13 protein-coding genes are annotated in these 19,127 nt (G+C 54.6%); 5 read left to right on the top strand and 8 right to left on the bottom strand.

What is annotated here, in order from left to right:
- Positions 1–101: 101 nt before the first annotated feature.
- The gene (locus tag HOV93_RS03705) at positions 102–3,731 is read right to left on the bottom strand and encodes a caspase family protein (protein ID WP_207395121.1); all 3,630 of its coding nucleotides are present in this window, start codon (positions 3,729–3,731) and stop codon (positions 102–104) included.
- A 49-nt stretch (positions 3,732–3,780) separates the two neighbouring features.
- On the opposite strand from HOV93_RS03705, the gene HOV93_RS03700 reads away from it, so the two are divergent.
- Positions 3,781–5,931 (top strand): vWA domain-containing protein, encoded by a 2,151-nt coding sequence (locus HOV93_RS03700; RefSeq protein ID WP_207395120.1) that lies wholly within the window; start codon positions 3,781–3,783, stop codon positions 5,929–5,931.
- A gap of 771 nt (positions 5,932–6,702) precedes the next feature.
- On the opposite strand, the gene tnpA is transcribed toward HOV93_RS03700, so the two are convergent.
- The 3 genes from tnpA to dps form a co-directional block, all read right to left on the bottom strand.
- Complete coding sequence (tnpA, locus tag HOV93_RS03695; protein WP_315853339.1) at positions 6,703–7,155, bottom strand: IS200/IS605 family transposase; 453 nt, start codon at positions 7,153–7,155, stop codon at positions 6,703–6,705.
- Positions 7,156–7,337: 182 nt separating this feature from the next.
- Positions 7,338–9,872 carry a serine/threonine-protein kinase gene (locus HOV93_RS03690; protein WP_207395118.1) on the bottom strand — a complete coding sequence of 845 codons (2,535 nt, stop codon included), beginning with the start codon at positions 9,870–9,872 and terminating at the stop codon, positions 7,338–7,340.
- A gap of 296 nt (positions 9,873–10,168) precedes the next feature.
- Positions 10,169–10,639 carry a DNA starvation/stationary phase protection protein Dps gene (dps, locus tag HOV93_RS03685; RefSeq protein WP_207395117.1) on the bottom strand — a complete coding sequence of 157 codons (471 nt, stop codon included), beginning with the start codon at positions 10,637–10,639 and terminating at the stop codon, positions 10,169–10,171.
- A 436-nt stretch (positions 10,640–11,075) separates the two neighbouring features.
- Between dps and HOV93_RS03680 the strand changes: the two genes are divergently transcribed.
- On the top strand, positions 11,076–12,524 hold the full coding sequence (locus HOV93_RS03680) for a sigma-54-dependent transcriptional regulator (protein ID WP_207395116.1): 1,449 nt from the start codon (positions 11,076–11,078) through the stop codon (positions 12,522–12,524).
- A gap of 158 nt (positions 12,525–12,682) precedes the next feature.
- Here HOV93_RS03680 and HOV93_RS03675 read toward each other — a convergent pair whose 3' ends face one another.
- The 4 genes from HOV93_RS03675 to HOV93_RS03660 form a co-directional block, all read right to left on the bottom strand.
- On the bottom strand, positions 12,683–13,177 hold the full coding sequence (locus HOV93_RS03675) for a hypothetical protein (protein ID WP_207395115.1): 495 nt from the start codon (positions 13,175–13,177) through the stop codon (positions 12,683–12,685).
- A 162-nt stretch (positions 13,178–13,339) separates the two neighbouring features.
- A complete protein-coding gene (locus HOV93_RS03670) occupies positions 13,340–13,510 on the bottom strand; it encodes a DUF1328 domain-containing protein (RefSeq protein ID WP_207395114.1) in 171 nt (56 codons plus the stop codon).
- Between the two features lie 247 nt (positions 13,511–13,757).
- Positions 13,758–17,027 carry a response regulator gene (locus HOV93_RS03665; RefSeq protein WP_207395113.1) on the bottom strand — a complete coding sequence of 1,090 codons (3,270 nt, stop codon included), beginning with the start codon at positions 17,025–17,027 and terminating at the stop codon, positions 13,758–13,760.
- A gap of 193 nt (positions 17,028–17,220) precedes the next feature.
- Entirely contained in the window at positions 17,221–17,376 is a 156-nt protein-coding gene (locus HOV93_RS03660) for a DUF3309 family protein (RefSeq protein ID WP_207395112.1), read from the bottom strand.
- A gap of 359 nt (positions 17,377–17,735) precedes the next feature.
- On the opposite strand from HOV93_RS03660, the gene HOV93_RS03655 reads away from it, so the two are divergent.
- From HOV93_RS03655 to HOV93_RS03645, 3 genes are all read left to right on the top strand, one after another.
- Entirely contained in the window at positions 17,736–18,080 is a 345-nt protein-coding gene (locus HOV93_RS03655) for a hypothetical protein (RefSeq protein ID WP_207395111.1), read from the top strand.
- Between the two features lie 251 nt (positions 18,081–18,331).
- Positions 18,332–18,844 carry a PA2169 family four-helix-bundle protein gene (locus HOV93_RS03650; protein ID WP_207395110.1) on the top strand — a complete coding sequence of 171 codons (513 nt, stop codon included), beginning with the start codon at positions 18,332–18,334 and terminating at the stop codon, positions 18,842–18,844.
- 68 nt (positions 18,845–18,912) lie between these two features.
- A complete protein-coding gene (locus tag HOV93_RS03645; protein WP_207395109.1) occupies positions 18,913–19,101 on the top strand; it encodes a YqaE/Pmp3 family membrane protein in 189 nt (62 codons plus the stop codon).
- Positions 19,102–19,127: the final 26 nt, after the last annotated feature.

The following is a 19,127-nucleotide window of genomic DNA, read 5'->3' as shown; positions in this document are numbered from 1 at the left end:
GTTCCCCACAGAGACCCACGGCGAGCATACTGGGTTCGCGGGCCGCGCGAACCAATCGTGCCGGGGTGCAACGGGTAAACTTGTAGAAATGGTTCAGCAACTTAATTGGTCTCGCTATCGGTTAAGGGGACATCGACCAGCGGGAACAGATCTCGGGGAAAGATCGTCGGATGCTGCGATTGGCCGACTGCCGCCGCATCTCTGGGGACGGTGGCCTGAACGTACTGCGCCACTTCGTTCAAACTGACCTGGCCGTCGCCGTTGCCAGCGTACTCGCGTTGATCGGCACTGCCAGAGAGCCCTTCGACCAGGCGAGCCGTGAAACGTCCCAAACGCTTATCGCGTTCCTCAAACGCTTCTTCGTCCCCTTCGCTAGCGGTAATGGTCAGAATAACGTCTTCTTCCAGATTGCGTAGCATGACTTTCAAATCGTCCTGACGCAGTGGCTCTATCGCACCACTATGGCAGGTATCGAGAATTGCGATCTTCCGACACGGCAGCCCTGCGAAGTAAGCCTGAAACGCATCGGAAGAGATGCAACGTTCGTAGCGTCTACCGGCCACATCGGTAAAGCGACTGTCGCTGGTCAGAAAGAAATACCGCTCCGATTCGACATCACGGATCCCGTGCCCTGACAGGAAAAACAGCACGACATCCTGAGGACGAGCCGTGCTTTGCAGTTGCTGCCAGAGGGTATCGGCCGCCACATTCCAAAGCGGCTGGGTGACATTCGCATCGGTCAGCACGATCGTCTCGACCTCCATCTGCGCGGCATGTTGCTTGAGCGTGTTGGTGAAAGCCTTGGCGTTTTCAGCAGCGAAATCGAGCTGCGGGATCTGCTGATCGGCATACTCGCTAATGCCAGCGGCAATGACAAACAGCCGCGGCGGTGCCGAGCGTTCCCACTTAGGCTGGGCAATGGTTAGCGACTCGGTGGCCGAGATTCCATCCGTTGTCGCCGCGATCACGTCTAGCCGAATGCGTCGATCGGGCGGCAGAGCGACGCGCCACCGGAGCTTGTGTTGGTGACCATGGTTGGCCTGATTCACGCTTACTTGTTCATCCAACTGCTCGAGCGCAGGGACACCATTGGCGAAGACCTTCGACGAAATCAATTCGGAACCTGCGGGAATGTGGATCGTGGCTTCGACCAATACCTGAGAATCGGTCAGTGCCTGGTCACTGGTCGGCGAATCGATAGTGATCTGCGGACGCAACGAAGCCAACGCTTCCAGGCGATTATGCAGGTTGAAAGGAACGGTGGCTTTGGCTACCTGCATGGCCGAAGAGAGGCTCCCGGCGTCGAGAAGTCGCTGCATCACGCGGGGCTTTTCGAGTTGCTCTTTTAGTTCGGCTGCCAGGAAAAAGTCGGGGGCCTGATCGATCCCGCGATTGATTTGCCAACCGAAGATTTTGTGGCCGTTGAACGAAGCGTCGTAGTACCCGTACGGAGTCCAATAGGCCCACTCACGGTCGCTTGTCGTTACCAGCGAGGCCAGCGGTTGCCAGGCCGGATGCAAGTAAAAAGGTTTCTGCTTGGCTCCGTTACGTGCGATCTGGAAACGTAGCATCGTGTCGCCGGTAGTCGCTGCCAGGGTTTGCACGATCGCCTCGGCGGCATCAATCGTTTTTTCGTCGCGTTGGTTTTCGTTGAAAGGAGCCTCCGGGTCGGCGTCCTCGCGCTGGGCCAGCGATTGGATGACGTCGCCTGAGCGAACGCCGCGATAGTAAAGAGGTCCGTCTGCAATCACGTTGCGAGCAACGACCTGGTCGTCGACGATCTCGAAATTCGCCCCCCAATGGTTTTGCGACGGTGACGAAGGTTGCTGCTCGGTTAGTTTCCAAATATTGACCAGCCCATCGTCGCTGCCGGTCACCAGGTAACGATCGTCAAGCGAAACCCCCACGCTGCCTATGGCCGACGAGTGTCCGCGGAACTCGCGCACGACGCTTACTTTTTGCGGGTTGGTGATATCGAGCAGGTAGGCATGATTGCGGCCGACTGTGCCGATCACAACATGCGATGGCGTTTTTCGTTCTGCTTCGAGAGCTAACCAGCAGACGGAAGTGATGCGCGAATTCCCCAAGATCGCCGGCGGAATTTCGCAGTAGGGGCGATCTTCCTCGAAGATCTCGAAGACCAAACGGGTACCGCGATCGACCGCTTTTTGTTTTAGTGACCATGTCCCTTGCCACGGATTGCTGGGAATGGTCGGTGGGGGAGGTTGCACGACCGAGTACCGCCCAATAGCCGTTTCAAATTGAATGGCGGTCTGCGGCTGGCCATCGGTAGCAGGCGGCTCAATGACGATGCGATAGTCGGCGTCTAATGTGAAAGCAACCTTTGCCGGTGTGATGATTGGCGTAGTCAGGACCACCGGTGTTTGAAGATTGGCCATGTCGTACATCACGACGGCACTTTCCTGCGTGACGGCCAGGAACTTTCCATCGGGGCTAAATGCGGCGTCGGTCGCGGTAGCCGCCAAGGGAAGCGTGCCTGATGCTTGCGGCGGGCCGTCGGGGGGCCAATTCCACAGGCGAATTTCAAACGGGCCACGCGGTGATTTCGCGACGACTGCGGCGACCTGGCTACCGTTGTTGGGCATGCAAACGCTTCGCACGTTCGCTCCGGTGGCAATCGAAGTGGTGCCACGCGGATTGGTCAGGTCGGCTAGTACCAACGTGCCAGAGTCGCTGATATCGGCGGCCGCCAAACGGCTTCCGTTGGTGCTACAAGCCATGGCACCAATTCCGCCGGGGAATTCCTGGGTAACGGCACCCACAAGCGTGGCGTCGGCGTCGTTGGCTTTCCAGCGTCCGATTCGCCAAAACGGGATGCCTTGTTCACTGCGAACCGGCACCGGGAAGATCAACGTATCGTCGCCGCTCGATGCCATGCGGCTGCCGCGCAGTCGCCAGGAACGAAGCTGGGCTGGGTCGGTCTTGAGCGTCTCGTTGGGATTGGCCCCGGTCGCGAACGACCACTTGCCGGTGGCCGGATCGGCGGACCAGTATTGAACCTTCCCTTCGGAATCGAGCGAGAAGAGACCTTCCGGCAAGGCCGTCAGGTCAAGGATCTGAGAACGGGGGCCTTTTTCGACATCGAAGAGAGTCCGCTCGTAGGCCATGCGACCTTGATCGGCTAAGACGATTTCGCCGGTGAGCGCCGAAGCGCCGATGCCAGCAAACGCGAACTTCTCTTGCATGGCCGCGAGCGCATGAATGTCACCACGCGTGGCTCGCTGTACTTGCCAGCGGACTGGTGTTTCGTAAATCCAGCGCTGCGGCATACCCACTTGGGGCGCGGCAGCGATCCAGCTATGCACCATTTTGTCGTTGCCAGCGGCCAGCAATCGCGTCCCATCGCGCGAAAAACAGAGCGTCTGAACCGGTGCCGTGGGACCACCCAGATTGAGGCGCAGCCACGGTGGGTCTTCCGGCAAGGCCACCTCTTGCACCACTTCCACATTAGGCACAATACCTTCGCCGGGCAGGGGTGCTTGGTCGCTGGGAGAGAGATCGGGTGAAGCGGGTTGTTCCGATTCAGTCGACTTTAAGGGCAGGCCAGGGACAACGGATTCGTCCGGCAAACCCTCGTGCGAGAACTTAGGCGGCTCATCTTGTCCAGGCAAAATACTTTCAGGTGGAAGCATTTCTTGGGCAACCGTCAGGGGTAGTGGAGCGATAACCACTACTAAGACAGAGAACCAAGTTCGTAGGAGTCGTATCATGTTGCACTTTCGGAAAAGCCGTTCCCAGGGCCACGTGAGGCAGTTTACAATGACTGGTGAATTTTTTGCCAGCGAATTTTCGTCGAATCAATCGCAGAAGGAACGAAACGTGCTTCAACCGCAGTGGCTTCGACGTTTGGGATTAACGCTCGCTGGTTTGTTGTGTTGCGTACTAATTGGAAACACGCTAACCGTTTCCACTCTTTTTGCGCAAGATACCCAACCTACGGCCGCCTCGGCGCTCGATTCGATTTTCAACGTTCGAACGGCACCCGATGCCAAAAGCATGGGAATCTTTCAAGGCAGCTTTCTCGATGCAATTCGGCCTGAGACGCCCAGCATCCAGATTGCCTTCCTTGTCGATACGACCGAAAGCATGGCTCAAGAGCTGCCAGGCATTCGCGAGAAAGTTCCTCAGGTGATCGCCGATTTGAAGCGGGCCAGCGGAACGAAGGTGGAAGTCGCCATCGTCTCGTTTGCCGACAGTGGAAAAACGAACAAACCGCTGGTGGGTATTTCCAATGGGTTCTCCGACAACGACGCAGCGGTCCAAAAGATGATCGACTCGCTGCAGCCGCAGTCGGGGCGTCCTTATTTTCCGGAAGCGGTCGATCTGGCTGTCTTCAAGACGATTCAAGACTTGCCGTGGTCGGAAGACGAAAAGGCGACACGGTGGCTGATGTTGATCACCGATGCACCTCCCTACGATACTTCGTTTGACGAACCCAAGACTCAATCTCGCCGCTGGTACGAGACCGATGCCTTGGTGAATGTGGCGAACCAACGCGGCATCAACATTCATGGGCTATTGTGCGAAAGCCGCCCGGAAGAACGAGAAGCGTTCACGGCGACGGTCGATAAAACCCGCAATTTCATGGGCCAGTTAAGCTCGCGGACCGGCGGCTTGATGTTGGATCTTTCGTTTTCGCAGATCAAGGAGAAAGTTGCCAGCGCGGCCAAGCGACCCAGGGCCGATTTCACCTTCGTAGGGGCGATCACCGACGACGATATCAGCCAAGCCAAGCAGGAAGCTGAAAAGCAGTTTGGTGACCTGACCTCGGTGCGGGTAGCTGTCATGCCGCACATTCCCTGGAATGCGATGACGTTTTATCACGAAGACCCAGGCGTGCGATTTGCCTCGCAGCTTCGCTACACGTTGGGGCGTTTGCCTGGCGTGAAGACTGTTTCCAGTCGTCAAATCGAATCCGAATTTCTGCGGCTGAAGTCGGGTCCGGTCGATCCATCGCAATGGCCGCAGGCACTATGTTTACGGCTGCAAGCCGACATCTTGATTGTGGGTGATCTGCGAGCCAACCGTGATCTGTTCGACGTGCAATCGCAAGTTTACGTGGCGAATTCCGCCAAGCCGATTGCAGCGATTTCGGCCAGCGGATCGGAAGACGTGCTGATGGCTTCGTACTTGAAAGCGATCCCAGAGACGCGTCCGACCACGGGACCGATGGTGCTGCTGACCAAAGCCGTCAACAGCGAGCAGGCAACCGACCTCCGCGAGTTCTGGCCTGGTATTCTCGGCCAGATGAATTCCAAAGAGCAAGGCGATTTACTCTCGGCGATGGATTTGATCGAGAAGTCGGTCGACATCTCGGTCGATTCGCAGCAGCGGGCAGAGCATTTGGAATCGGCGATTGGTCTCCTTAAACCGATGACCGAAAGTGCGGATGCCAATGCATTCACTTACTCGCTATTGGCCAGCGCGAACTACAACCTCGCTAAGACTCGGGAAGAGCAAGGCCAGGCCACCCAGGCGAAGTCTGATATGCAAGATGCGATCGGTTACCTGACCAAGGCGTTCGATGGCCGCCGTCAATTGAACGACCGTCTACTGCAAGCCGAGATTGAAGCCGATCATGCACTCTTAGTGCGAAAGGACTTTCCAGCGGCCGTGCGGCGTTATCAGTCGATCACCCAGTTCAGCGAAGCCTCGCTATTGAAGATGGCCTTGCGAGCCCATTGGATGCTGGCTGGTGTTCAGTGTGGCGATTGGGGAGCGAGCGATGCGGACGACTTCCAGCCCAATACGCAGCTTGCCCGCAAGCACCTGATTCACATCTTAGCGTTCTGGCCCGAGTCAGAAGAGGCCCGCGTCATTCAAAAGTACATGCGCTGGGATTCAGGCGACGGCAAGACAGGCACGCCTTACTTCCCAAAAGAAGGCGACCTCTTGCTGACTGCGAAATGATGACCTGTTGAATAGGTGTTCAGTAAGTTAGTACGTTGGGCCGCATGCGATCGAGACGCATGCGGCCCAACAGACGTAATGCATCGAACGGGCAGAGCGAAAAGGTCGGATTAGACGTCGCATAGTTCGGACCGATTATCGCACGCGTTGGCTACACTCCTAAGGGCCGGAGGCCCGGCCGAATATAGCCAGGGGCGAAAGCCCCTGGTAAACGTCCAATAAGAAACTAAGCCCTGAAAGGGCGGCCGAAGAACCGATAGCCAAGATTCGGTCGCCCTTCCAGGGCTTGTGTTTATTCTCGACTTTCTGCCAGGGGCTTTCGCCGCCTGGCTATATTCGGTCGGCCTTCCAGGCCTAAGAGGTAACTTTCTAGTCGAGCGAGATCAACGTTGCGAGGGAATAGTTGCCAAGAAGGCGGGAACGTGAAGTCAGGCAAAGGACTGCGGCACAATCGGATTCTCTTTCATCCTAAGGGCCGGAGGCCCGGTCGAAAATAGCCAGGGGCGAAAGCCCCTGGTAAGCGTCCAATAAGAAACTAAGCCCTGAAAGGGCGACCGAAGAATCGATAGCCAAGATTCGATCGCCCTTCCAGGGCTTGCGTCTATTCTCGATTTTCTGCCAGGGGCTTACGCCGCCTGGCTATATTCGGTCGGCCTTCCAGGCCTAAGATGTCGCGCGGCTTGGTGAGACTGTCGCGGCTTGATAGGGCTATGCGAGATTTGAGTTTAAGGGTCCTGATGCGTTCCTGCGGGCTTGATTAGCCAAGCGAGGTTACGCATCCAAGTACTCTTCTTGGAACTCGATTTCATGCCTTGCAAAGAAGGCGATTAGTTTTTCGCGGAAGGTCCAAGTCTGATGGTGATCTTCTTGATTGGCGATGTAATTCTTGACATCTGGTAAGGCCGAATGGCTTACCGAAAACGCGGAGTACCCGTTCTGCCAGGCAAATAGGCTCGCCTCGCGGATGTTCTCGTGAACCCAACTGCTCGAAGCGGCTTTTACGTCGCGAACGACATCGGCTACGCATGCTTCCCGCGATAACGAGACGAGCAGATGAACGTGGTCTTCCACCCCTCCGGCGAGAACTAAATCGGAGTTGCGTCTACGGATGGTGCCAGCGAAGTATTCATACAATCGGGGAGCCCATTCGCGCTGGATCCAGCGTTTGCGTTGCCTGGTGCTGAAGATGATGTGAACGTAGAGTCGAGCGTAGGACTGCGGCACAATTTGGTGCCCTTTCATCTTAAGGGCCGGAGGCCCGGCCGAATGTAGCCAGGCGGCGTAAGCCCCTGGTGAGTATCTGCGAGGGGATGCTTTCAAAGAAGTCGGGAACGTGAAGTTGAGCAGCGTATTGGGTGGCTCGTTATGCGTGAGGCGTATTTTGTTCGCCTAGCTAGTTCGACACGTTAGTTCGTGTTCGCTTGAGCTGCCAGGAGGAGTTGGGCCAGGTTCCACCAGGTGGTTGTGCCATCTTCTGCCAGGGTGACGACCTCCATGCTTTTCGATGCGATGCGAACGAACTTAATGCGTTCGCCTGGTGGGGGCAGAAGGGGTAGCGGTAGCATCGGTTGTTGGGATAGGTCGATGGCGAACAGGGCTCCTTGAGAGTCGACGTAAACTAACCAACGACTGTTCGCGGAAATGTCGAAGTCCTCGACGAGGCCTTGGATCTCAGGCGGGCGAATGCTGAAGACTTCCCCGGTTTCGATCGCCAGGATAGAAAGTGGTTGCGACTCTCCCTGGGTGCTGTAAACCAGATGCTTTTGATCCGCAGTCATGCGGCTGACCACGAGGCCGGAACGCAGATCGGTTACCAGCTTGGCTTGCGCGGTTGTGTCGCTGTCGGAAAGCTGAATGTCTAACAGCTTCGTTTCTGTGAAGGCAAACAGACGGCTTTCGGAAAGAGGGTGAATGGCCAAGACTTCTTCGTCGATATCGGAAACCTGGAAGTCTTGAGCCGCCGCGTCGCCAAACGTTTTGACCGGCCAGCGTCGTATGTCACCGTCGATGCCCATGGCGAAACAGAACTTTCCGTCAGGCGTGAACCCAACGGCATCGACGCGAGTTGGAAAGGTCGATTCGCCCGTTTTGGTGATCGGTTGCTCTCCGTCGCCGGTGGTGAGAAGAGTTACCATTTTGTGGTCCTGACCGACCAAGATGGCTTCGGCATTGGGGGACATGGCCGAAGAGGTTGCCTGCCGATAGAGCGTTTCGCCCGGTTTGCCGAGGTTGATCTCGTAAGGCTTGCCAGACTTGTCAAGCGAGATCACCGAGGCGGCGCTATCCTGCATCAGGACAGCCCACGGTGTATTCGCAGGGAGATGAATTTGATAGGGAAGCGAATCGATCGCGACGTGTGCTGGGCTTTCCAGTGAGGCGTCAAGCGAAACGGTTCCCAGTTTGCTGGAACCATCGGTACTGATGGCCGTTGCCAAACGATTCTGGGCGAGCGAATGAGTGACCACCGCTGGCGTGCCGCGAAGCTCTACCGATTCGGGGGCCGGCTTGTTTTTCAGCTCAGGGTGCATCGCGGCAGCTTGGGCGAAGCGTGTGGTAGCCTGTTCCCAGTTTCCCTGTGCGGCCAAGGCCGTAATCTGCTTGAGCATCGCTTCTGCCGAGACCGGCTTGAGCGTTACTTTCCAGTCGGTACGAACCAACTCGTCGAACGACATTTCCTCGTCGATGGGTTGATAGAAGGAATCTTGCGAGGTAGCCGTGATGTGCAACTTGTCCGATGGAAGCAGGTCGACATTGGCGAAGGAACTTCCGCTTGAGGTGATCTCTTCACGCGGCTCTTGTGGGATGATTGTAATATCGTAGGTGGCTTGTTCTGGCGAGAAGACAATCGTCTGCGGCACCAACTGCGGACCGGTGTTCGCATTGGACGTACCACCGAAACCTCCTCCGAGAATTCCCCAGAGCAGCGCGCCGACGAGCACCACAGCGGCAACGCCGCCGGCAATGATGGCAGGGAAGGGGACCGCGAACTTGGGTCCACTGTCCATCGCTTCAACCGGCGGGGCAAGTGCCTTGGCGAACTCTACGCAGTTGGCGTAACGCTGCTTGGGATTGGTGCCGGTCGCTTTGTTGAGGACGGCTTTTTCGTGATCGGATACGAGGGGAAACTGAAGCTTGCCGCGGACGTGAATGTCGACCAGTTCAGCAAACGAAACGGTCGGTTCAAAGGGAAGCGTGCCAGTTCGCAGTTGATAGTACGTAATCGCCAACGCGTACTGATCGGAACTGGAAGAGGGGATGCGTTTGATCGACTCAGGCGACATGTAGCACAGGCTGCCCACGACGCTGGTCGCTTCGGTGTCGTATTCACCAAAGGCGGCTGCCACGCCGAAATCGCCAACCAGGACCGAGTCGCCTGCGAATAGCAGGTTCGCTGGTTTGATGTCGCGATGCTGAATCCCGACCTTTTCGCCGCCGACATCGTGGACTGGTGAGTTGAGGTAATCGATTCCGCGGGCCGTTTGAAGCATGTAGTCGAGCAGCTCTTCGCGCGGGATGCCGCCTTGGCCGTAACTTTTCAGGCGTTCGTCGAGGCTGCCTTCGGCCAGCGTCATGCTGACAACCAGGTACTGCGGATTGTTAAGCGTTTGAGTCTGCTCGATGGCCAGCGTTTGCGATGCGGCTTGTTGTTCTTTAGCTTGATTGCGGATCAGCAGATCGATCTCGTGATCGTCGAGAACTTCGCCATCGTAGCCCAACAGCCACATGGCATTCACGCTGCAAAGATTGGCGTGCTTGATCCGTTTAACGGCTTGTACTGATTTTAACTCGCGAATGCCCGTTTTTTGCTGCAGCGCAATGAACTTCAGGGCGACCAGCGTTCCGCCTGGGCCATCGGCTGCCCAGACTTCGCCAAATTGTCCGCGGCCCAGAAAACGTTCTAGCCGATAACCGGGGATCGGCTTGTCACCCTTGTTAAACATTGCCAGATTCCTGGTTGCTTGGTCGAAGAGGGGAATTGCGTGAGTTCTAGCATAGGTTGAAGTTTGGACCCACCCCACCGAAAGAGGCAAGTCCAATTAGGAAGAATTCGCAGATTCGGGGAAGATTATAAGGGCCGTACCCGTCGTTCGATCAACAATGCTGCTTGATAGAAGCACAGCCCCTGCAGCGGCCACTGTCTGGGGCGACCTCAAGAAAAAAAGCACGCCGACGCGTGCGAGGGGGACTATCGACGTCGGCGTGCCCGAGGCTATGGCTTGTAGCGGGGAGAGGGGGGTTATTCCTCTTGAGCCTGAACCATCCAAAGGTGTTTCTCCAATTCGCTGGAGATGGCAATCAGGATGTCTTGGCTGATCAGATCGAGGTCGTCGAGCGTTTCGATCGATTTGCGAAGCTCACCAATCGAGGTAGCCAAGGCGTCGGCGATTGCCTGAATGGTGTTATCAATACCGACGAAGCCGGTTGCGTAGGACGACAGCGGTGTCTTCTTGGCAACTGTTTCCGAGCGTCCATCAGGCGAAAAGCCGAGCATCACCATCCGTTCAGCGACATCGTCGGTCCCTTGGCGAGTTGTCACAAGGATTTCGTCTAACTGCAGATGAACCGCACGGAAGTTTTTTCCCACGACGTTCCAATGGGCTTGTTTGAGGACGAGAGAAAGATCGATCAAAGAGATCAAATTCTTTTGCAATTCTTCGGCAGTTGGCTTGGCTTTCTCTTCGGCGAGAACGTGTCGTTTGAATTCCATGGGTTTCCATTTCTCCTGGTTGTTGGGATTCCGTTGGCCGATATCTCGGGTGCAACTTTAAAACAACCTCTTTGAGGTGAAAATTTCGTGCCAAGCGGGTTGGAATTATGTGGGGGGACGTGGATACCCGCAGATATCTGCGATATGATCTTCATGCAGTAAGATGGTGTCTCATGATACGAAGATCCTTTCGTAACTCATGTATTAAGACCGATTTTATGATGTTTTCGGGGACATGGCCCAGATCGGGGATGGGCTGAACGCTGATAGTTCGTAAAGGTAGTTTAGCGACCCTTCCCCTCGGACATGATGAGCATCCAAGTTATACCTAAGTGCTTGAAGGGTCATGGTTTGATCGCTCTAATAATTAGGCGTGTTATTTGAACCAGAGACCTTTTGACTACATTTAGGCAAAGCCCAGGCCAGGAGCCCGTTAATGCCAAAATTGCTAGTGATCGATGACGACCGAACGGTCCATCGTTTGGTCGAAAAAACGTTCGAGGAAATGGACGTGGCCGTGATCTCTTGCGGCACGGCCGAAGATGGTCTCGATTCGATTCGGAACGAGGCCCCCGATGCGCTTCTGCTGGACATCATGCTGCATGAAGCGAATGGCTTGGAACTAGCGACCCAGATTCGGCATCTTGATCCGAAGCTGCCGATCATCTTTATTACCGCCATGAACGACAGCGATACGGCCATTCAGGCCATGTCGCGTGGGGCCTACGATTACCTGCTCAAGCCGCTGAACAAACAAGATGTTCAAGACCTGGTCGAGCGGGCCTTCGACACGCGGCGCTTAATGCAATCGCCCGTGCATATGCAAGAAGCGTCGACGTCCTCTGAGAAGGGGGATTTGCTGGTTGGCCGCAGCCAGGGAATGTTAGACGTTTACAAGAAGATCGGTCGCGTGGCACCCCAAGATGTGGCCGTACTGATTCTGGGTGAAAGTGGGACAGGTAAAGAGCTGATTGCCCGGGCCATTTATCACCACAGCGGTCGCCGCAATGAATGCTTCATGGCGATCAACTGTGCGGCGCTGTCGGATACCTTGCTCGAAAGCGAATTGTTCGGTCACGAAAAAGGGGCGTTCACCGGTGCCGATCGGCGCCACATCGGCAAGTTCGAGCAATGCAACGGAGGTACGATCTTCCTGGACGAAATCGGGGACATGTCTCCCTCGACCCAGAGTAAGGTCTTGCGTTTGCTTCAAGAGCAGAAGTTTGAACGCGTTGGTGGCACAGAAACCATCGAAACCGACGTCCGCATTATTTCGGCAACCAATCGCGACTTGGAACAGATGATTGAAGATGGCGAGTTCCGGCTCGATCTTTATCATCGGCTGAACACGTTCCAGATTAATCTGCCTCCGCTGCGTCAACGGGAAGATGATATTCGGCTGTTGCTGGAACACTTCCTGTCACGTTTTAACAAGTCGCTTAAGAAGGAAGTTTCCGGCATCTCGGACGACGCGGTCGAAATGCTGTTGAGTTACTCGTGGCCTGGCAATATTCGCGAACTGCAAGCGGTACTGCGAAAAGCCATGCTGATGGCGATGGGCCCCGTGCTGGTACCCGAGTTCTTTCCGACCGAGCTGCACGAAAACGGTACAGCGAAAACACCGGTGGCCGAGACGCCTGCCGAGATAGACTCAGGCTCTGACTTCCGCAAGTTCTTACGCACCTTAGAGACCTCCGACTCTACGGAGATGTACGCCGAAGCATTGGAGTGGATGGAACGTCAGCTTTTGACGCGTGTGCTTACGGTGACCGAAGGGAATCAGTCCAAAGCAGCCGAAAGACTGGGGATTACCCGCGGGAGCTTACGCAACAAGATTCGATCACTTAGCATTTCGATTGACCACGTGATCAGTTCAGACGACTAGAGCCTGTTTCAAACCTCTTTTCGGCTGCGACTGCCATCTCAAACATTGCTGCTTTGTCGCCCTGCATCGACGAATCTAGTGGATTCGCCTGCTTCGACCTCCGCGCATCTGTGTTTGATCTAACCGCCTCGTCCTGGAAAACGGTTTTAAAACCAGCTCTAACGAACGTCCATGTTGAACGACGCGTTTTGGTTTGATTTGCGTTTTCCGAAGCGGCTCAGGCTTTCACGCACGTTAAGTAAATGATCGAGCTGGCGCGCCAGGCGATGCCGCCATTTGATATCGGTCACTTGATCGATAAGAGCACGGAAGCGACGAATCATGCGGTCTTCGGTTTGGATGATTTCGCAGAGCAGTAGTTGAGATTGCGAGAAGTCGCCAAACTTCCGCAGACGTGCACCTAGCGAATAGATTTGATTCAGGAAGGGAGATGGCTGAGTAGGTGTTTCTTGAACGGAAGTGCAGCTCATCAGGCGTAACTGTCTTTCCATTTCGCCATGCTGCTGGGCCAATGTAAAGAGCCGACTGGCTACATCCGCGTCACTGACTTTTCCAGCCGAATCTACAAGCACCATCTGAAATTCGTGCAAGCCTTGAATGACTTCGGTCACGATGGGCGGAGTTGCGTTTCGGTTGTCAGAGTTGGCGTCCATGGTCTGCTCTTTGCTTTCAATCGAGTAAAGTCCAGTTTCAACGAGGTTGCTTCCTGCAGCTGTTGTGGTTGTTGAATCTGGAGTGATTTCCTCGCATGGATGAGTGGCGACAAACGGATAGGGAGGGCTGGCAAAACCAACCCTCCCATCCCATGTCGTAGGTTAGGAGACGGGGCGACGGATCGCACCCGAGACCAAACTGATCAGGAACAAGACTAGGAAGACGAAAAACAGGATCTTCGCGATACCTGTGGCTGCACCTGCAACGCCACCAAAACCAAGTACGGCAGCAATCAGTGCGATCACGAGAAACATAATGGCCCAACTTAACATGGCTCATTTCCTTATTTGGAATAAGTGATTGATTCTTTGAAAGCCGGCGAGCTTGCTGCTCGTGTTCCGGCTTAGTTCTGCCAACCACTAGTTGCAGATTGCGTGCCAAAGATGTTTTTCGCGTCAGAAAGTCTCGGAAATAAGGGCTAAGTCCTTATTAAGACCACTTTAGAAGCCAAATGCTTTCCTGGCGTGGTCGAGAACGGTCCAAAACAGGCTCAGAATGGTCTTGGTTGAACCAAATGGCCTAAGAGCGATAGTTTTGCAGAGCCGTATCTAACCGCTCCATCTCGCTTTTAAGATGGCCGAGCGCTTCGCGAGCTTTCAGAATCTCGCCATTCTTGCCGATGCGTTCTAGGCTGTACGCCGCGTTAACAACCCGCTGGGCTCCGAGATTTGAGGCGAGTCCCTTCAGATTATGAGCGGCGCGATGAAGATCGCCGGTGGCCTCGGACCGAATCGATTCTTCAATCTCTAGCAGAAGCTGCTTGGCATCTTCGTCGTAGTAGACGATGAATTCCCGGAATAACTCGGCATCGTCTCCTAGCCGCTTCATGGCCCCGGCGTAGTCGACGATCGGAGTTGAATTGGAACCGAAACTTTCATCCTGTGGCGCCGCATGTCCGTTGGTAGAGGCAGCGGAGCGATCTTCGGCCACGCTTTCGACCAAGCCTAGCAATTGTTTCACATCGAGCGGCTTGGCAACGTAGGCGTCCATTCCAGCCTCCAGGCACTTCTCGCGGTCTCCACGCATGGCGTGGGCGGTCATGGCGATGATCGGAGTCGTGATATCCGAACCGCGTTCGAGGGCTCGGATTACGCTGGTTGCCTGAAACCCATCTAAGATCGGCATTTGAACGTCCATCAGGACGACGTCGAACGGCTGCTTCTTAAACAGCTCGACAGCCTCTCGCCCATTCTGAGCGACGGTCACACTGTGTCCTCGCTTCTTGAGCATCGTCGTCACGACCTTTTGATTGGCCGGGGTGTCTTCGGCCAGAAGCACCGACAGGGAAGCGAGTGGCTTCTGCGTACCAGGGGCGGGTTTAGAATCAACCGGTTGCTGCGTTGTGAGCCGCATGGCCCGCAGGATCGAGCGAATGAGCTCGGTTTGGGTGACTGGCTTTTGAATGTAAGCGGCAATCTCGGTAGAAGCTTCGTTCTCTTTGAACTCTCTACGATCCGCCGAAGAGACCATCAAGATGACAGGGGATTCGGAATCGGGGCGTAGCTTTCGGACTTCCCGGGAAAGCTCGTAGCCGTCCATTCCTGGCATGAGTGCATCGACGATGATCAGGGGAAACGACATGTCGTTTTCCAGGTTTTGTCGCAAGATGCCCATCGCTTGCTGCGCGTCGTTGGCGGTGAGCGGTTTCATGCCCCAGGTGGTTAACGTTTCGGCAATGATCTTTCGGTTGGTGGCGTTGTCGTCGACGACCAGCACCGGCAGGTCTCGAAGCTTATCGAACGGCAGCGAATGGATTGTGTCCATGCTTTGGCTGACTGGCAGATCGAAGGAAAGCCGGAACGAAAAAAGGCTTCCTTGTCCCACTTCGCTCTGCAGCGAAAGCCGGCCCCCCATCATCCGCAGCAGTTCCGAGCTAATCGCCAAGCCCAGACCGGTACCACCATGGATACGGGTCGACGAGGAATCGACCTGGGTGAATGGCTCGAGAATTCGCTGTTGTTCTTCCACCGGGATGCCAATTCCCGTATCTCGAACCGTGAAGCGAAATCGTGCTTCGTCGGGCCAGATACGAACGACTTCGACAGCGACAACGATTTCGCCTTGTTCGGTGAACTTGATGGCATTGCTGACAAGATTGGTGAGTATCTGCCGCAGCCGGATGCCGTCGCCGATGACCTCTCGGGGAAGATCACGCGGAATGCGACAGACCAGTTCCAAGCCTTTGGCAAAGGCCTGACTAGAGAGGGTTTTGATCGATTCCTCGACGACGTCGGCCAGGTTGAAATTCTCTTTGATGATCGAAAATTTCCCCGATTCCAATTTCGAGAAATCGAGAATGTCATTTAACAACGTCAACAGGGAATACGCCGAATCGTTCGCAGTCGTTAAATAATCGTGCAGCTGCGGCGTGAGTTCTTCTTCCAAAGCCATCGAGGTCATCCCTATGATGGCATTCATCGGCGTACGAAGTTCGTGGCTCACATTGGCCAGGAACTCGGCCCGCGTACGACTGGCACGAATGGCCGAGTCTCGGGCACGTTGTAGTTCCTCTTCAGCACGGCGGCGCTCAGTAATGTCGCGTTCAATCGTCGACGAACCAACGACTTGTCCTTTGGTGTCGACCACGGGAGACATGGTGACACTAACCGGGATTTTACGACCATCCTTCCGGACGCGAACCGTTTCAAACTCTTCCAGGCGTCGCCCTAGAGAAATAGCTTCTAAGATCTCAGGCTCTTCGTTCTCTTGGTACTCGGGAAGAATCAGATCAGACATTTGCCCGACCGCTTCTTCGACGGAATACCCATAGACAAGTTCCGCGCCGTAATTCCAACTGGTAATCCGGCCATCGAGCGACTTGCCGATAATGGCGTCGTACGAGGAATCGACAATGGCGGCCAGCCTCGCGCGCTGCTGTTCAAACCGTCGCGACTGAGCGACTTTGCCCATCTCGACACCCACACGACGGACTATGTCGAGTAGCGCCTGATCTTGTTCGACCTTATCGGTATGGAAGAACTCGAGAATCGTAACGACATCGCCATCGGCGATCACGGGAAATCCAAATGCACTGCGAATAGGAATGCCGTCATAGCTTCTCATACGGATCATCGCCGTGATTTCGGATTCTTCCATCCAGACAGGTTCACGGCGTTTCCAAATGGTTCCTGGTAGGCCTTCGCCATATCGAAAAATGGTGGCTTGAGTCTTGTTCACGAAGTCCGAAATATCGAGGCCCGTTTCTCGATGCCAGATGTGAGACGAAGAAAGCATCAGCCCCGAATCGTAAGGCATCCAGACATGACCAAAGGGCCACTCAATCTGCGTACAGATAAGATCTAAGAGTCTTTGCAGTGATTCTGCGAAAGTCTCGGCGGTGGCAGCATGCGAGGTCGCTTGGGTTAACAGTTCGGCCTCGAGCAGCTTCTTGCTGTTGATTTCCTCTTCTCGCCGCCATTCCGTGATATCTCGCACGAACGCATTGAAATACGTCTTGTCGGCAATCGTAACGCGGCTGATCGAGAGTTCGACAGGCAATAGATTGCCATCCGATCTGCGTGCGACCAGTTCGAGACGCTGACCACTACGGTCCGTATCGGTCAGTGCGCGGATGGTAGAAACGATCTCATGCAGGGCTTCTGTTTTGAATAGATCGGTTAGCCGCAGTCGAGAAACTTGACTCGGCCAAAGAAATGTCTTGTTTGCCCTGGTATTCCAATCCACGATTGCCCCGGCGTCGTCGATGGCAATGATGGCATCCGGAGATGCGTCAAGAATAGACCTCAGCCGTTCGTCCCAAATTCTTCCGGTGGGCGGATGTAACGACATCGGGGTTTATGACCTAACTCTTTTAGTGTCTAACTCGAGCCATCAAGATCCTTGCGGATCTCTCAGGCTAAGGAGTTGTACCGTTACTGATAGTACATTTTGGATCGCATGACCTTACCATTTCCATTGGCTTTTGAAACCATGTCCCGTTCAAGCGATGTTGTGGGGAAGGTTGGTCCTAAGATGCTTCGGATCAGAACAGTAAGATGAGAATAAGCACAATGACCAGGATCGTAGCGATACCGCCACTCGGTCCGTAACCCCAGTTTCGACTATGCGGCCATGCCGGAACGGCTCCCATTAAAATCATGATCAAAACAATCAGTAGGATAATCTCTAGCAGACCCATTTTAGTATCTCCTGCGATGTAGGTGCTAAGCTGAATAGGTAAACAATCTAACCGCAAAAGTCGTGCCACAACCGGCATAACGGCTCAGTATTTCGGCCATCCTTTGTCTTGATATCGCTATGGGGGCAGGAAAACGCAGGAAGATGAGCAAGCTTGATCGAAATGGAATCAGCTTGACTCGAATCACCTCTATAAAGTGGTTCGGGCGTCTATAGACAGGGCGAAAGACCCAATCCGATTCAATTTGCCCTCTTGGCATGCAACCTGCATTTCGTTCTTAAACCACGCTTTTGATCGTGTTCGATTTAGCAATGCCTCGAACTGGTCGCGTGCAATCAACCAATCACTTAGGGAACGAAATGATGATCAATCGTAGAAATGGTGGCGCTCTCGCCGGTATTCTGGCAACCATTGCCGTACTCGTTTTGATATTCGCTGGTCTGGGACTGGCTTTCGGGTGGGTCACGATGAGTGATTCTCCTGACAGAAGCACGATCGAGATCAACAAGACGGAATTGAAGAAAGACACCGACGAAGCGGTCAAAGCGACTGAAAAGTTCATCCAGGATTCTGCAGATTCGGTGGAACAAGCCAGTGAAGAAGCATCCGACAATTTAACAACCGATAACGACCAGGAAACGATCACTCCGGTTCCTGAAGAAACACGTCCGCAACCGGTTGAGCCTGAGAACGACGCTTCGTAATAAAGCGACAGTTGATGGTCCGATCCGATCCCAAACAGTTGGCGATCGCAAAATAAGAAACGAAGGGGTATCGATCACTGGTCGATGCCCCTTTCTCGTGGCCCTAGCTTGTTTGCCCTCAGACGACCAATGCGTTCGCCGCACGATCAACTTTTCTTTTTGTAGGGGGCAAACCAGGCCGTATTTGCGAACTGGCATGATGATTGCAGTTGAGTTAACTACTTCTCGGATTGTCCAAGAAGGATCACTGATTGGCGAATCGCCGAAACCTCGGTGTGGAAGAGGAGCAGGACATGACACTCGAAACCAAAACAAAATTGAACCCGGAAACGCTCGCATCCGTGCAAGAGCTGTTCAAGATTAACGTCGACAGCCGCGATACTTTCCAGGAATTAGCCGATGCCACGGCGAATGCCTCTGTGGCGATCATGTTTCGTGAACTTGCCAGCGAGCGAAACCGAAATGTCGCCGAGTTGGAGTCGCTGATGAACTTCAACCGCGAGAAGCCTGACGACACCGTTAGCGTCGTTGGGACCTATCACCGCTTCGTGATTGGCCTTCGCTCGGCACTCGGAGCTGGCACCGCCACGATGCTTAGCGAGGCGGAAAGCGCAGAAGAAAACATTCAACAGAAATACGAAGAAGTCCTGAAACGTGAGCCTGGCTCGGCCGTCAGCGATATTCTTCATCGTCAGTACAGTGGTGTTCGTGCGGCCCACGAGCGGGTGCGAGCCATCCGAGACGCACATCGCCGAGCATCCTGAAGCTGGGGACTTAAATGCCCCTCGCCTAATTACTTTGAACTTGCCCTTGTTACGAAGGAAAATTACCAATGACCGCTGTTACGAAAAATGAAGGAACGGCTGACGTTCTTAGAATTTTGTTGGCCATCATTCTTCCCCCTGTCGGCGTCTTCTTTGAAGTGGGGCTAGGACTTCACTTCTGGCTGAATATTCTGCTGACGCTGTTTGGTTACATCCCCGGTATTATTCACGCTGTCTGGGTGATTCTGCGTAAGTAATCGGTGGATCAAAACTTGGATGCCCT

The sequence above is a fragment of the Bremerella alba genome (assembly GCF_013618625.1).
Lineage (GTDB): Bacteria > Planctomycetota > Planctomycetia > Pirellulales > Pirellulaceae > Bremerella > Bremerella alba.
This window is presented reverse-complemented; position numbering and strand designations above follow the sequence as displayed.

Bases quoted from the DNA above. Each gene is read 5' to 3' on its own strand.
- HOV93_RS03705 (WP_207395121.1), bottom strand. From the start codon at position 3,731: ATGATACGACTCCTACGAACTTGGTTCTCTGTCTTAGTAGTGGTTATC.
- HOV93_RS03700 (WP_207395120.1), top strand. From the start codon at position 3,781: ATGACTGGTGAATTTTTTGCCAGCGAATTTTCGTCGAATCAATCGCAG.
- HOV93_RS03690 (WP_207395118.1), bottom strand. From the start codon at position 9,872: ATGTTTAACAAGGGTGACAAGCCGATCCCCGGTTATCGGCTAGAACGT.
- dps (WP_207395117.1), bottom strand. From the start codon at position 10,639: ATGGAATTCAAACGACACGTTCTCGCCGAAGAGAAAGCCAAGCCAACT.
- HOV93_RS03680 (WP_207395116.1), top strand. From the start codon at position 11,076: ATGCCAAAATTGCTAGTGATCGATGACGACCGAACGGTCCATCGTTTG.
- HOV93_RS03675 (WP_207395115.1), bottom strand. From the start codon at position 13,177: ATGGACGCCAACTCTGACAACCGAAACGCAACTCCGCCCATCGTGACC.
- HOV93_RS03670 (WP_207395114.1), bottom strand. From the start codon at position 13,510: ATGTTAAGTTGGGCCATTATGTTTCTCGTGATCGCACTGATTGCTGCC.
- HOV93_RS03665 (WP_207395113.1), bottom strand. From the start codon at position 17,027: ATGTCGTTACATCCGCCCACCGGAAGAATTTGGGACGAACGGCTGAGG.
- HOV93_RS03660 (WP_207395112.1), bottom strand. From the start codon at position 17,376: ATGGGTCTGCTAGAGATTATCCTACTGATTGTTTTGATCATGATTTTA.
- HOV93_RS03655 (WP_207395111.1), top strand. From the start codon at position 17,736: ATGATGATCAATCGTAGAAATGGTGGCGCTCTCGCCGGTATTCTGGCA.
- HOV93_RS03645 (WP_207395109.1), top strand. From the start codon at position 18,913: ATGACCGCTGTTACGAAAAATGAAGGAACGGCTGACGTTCTTAGAATT.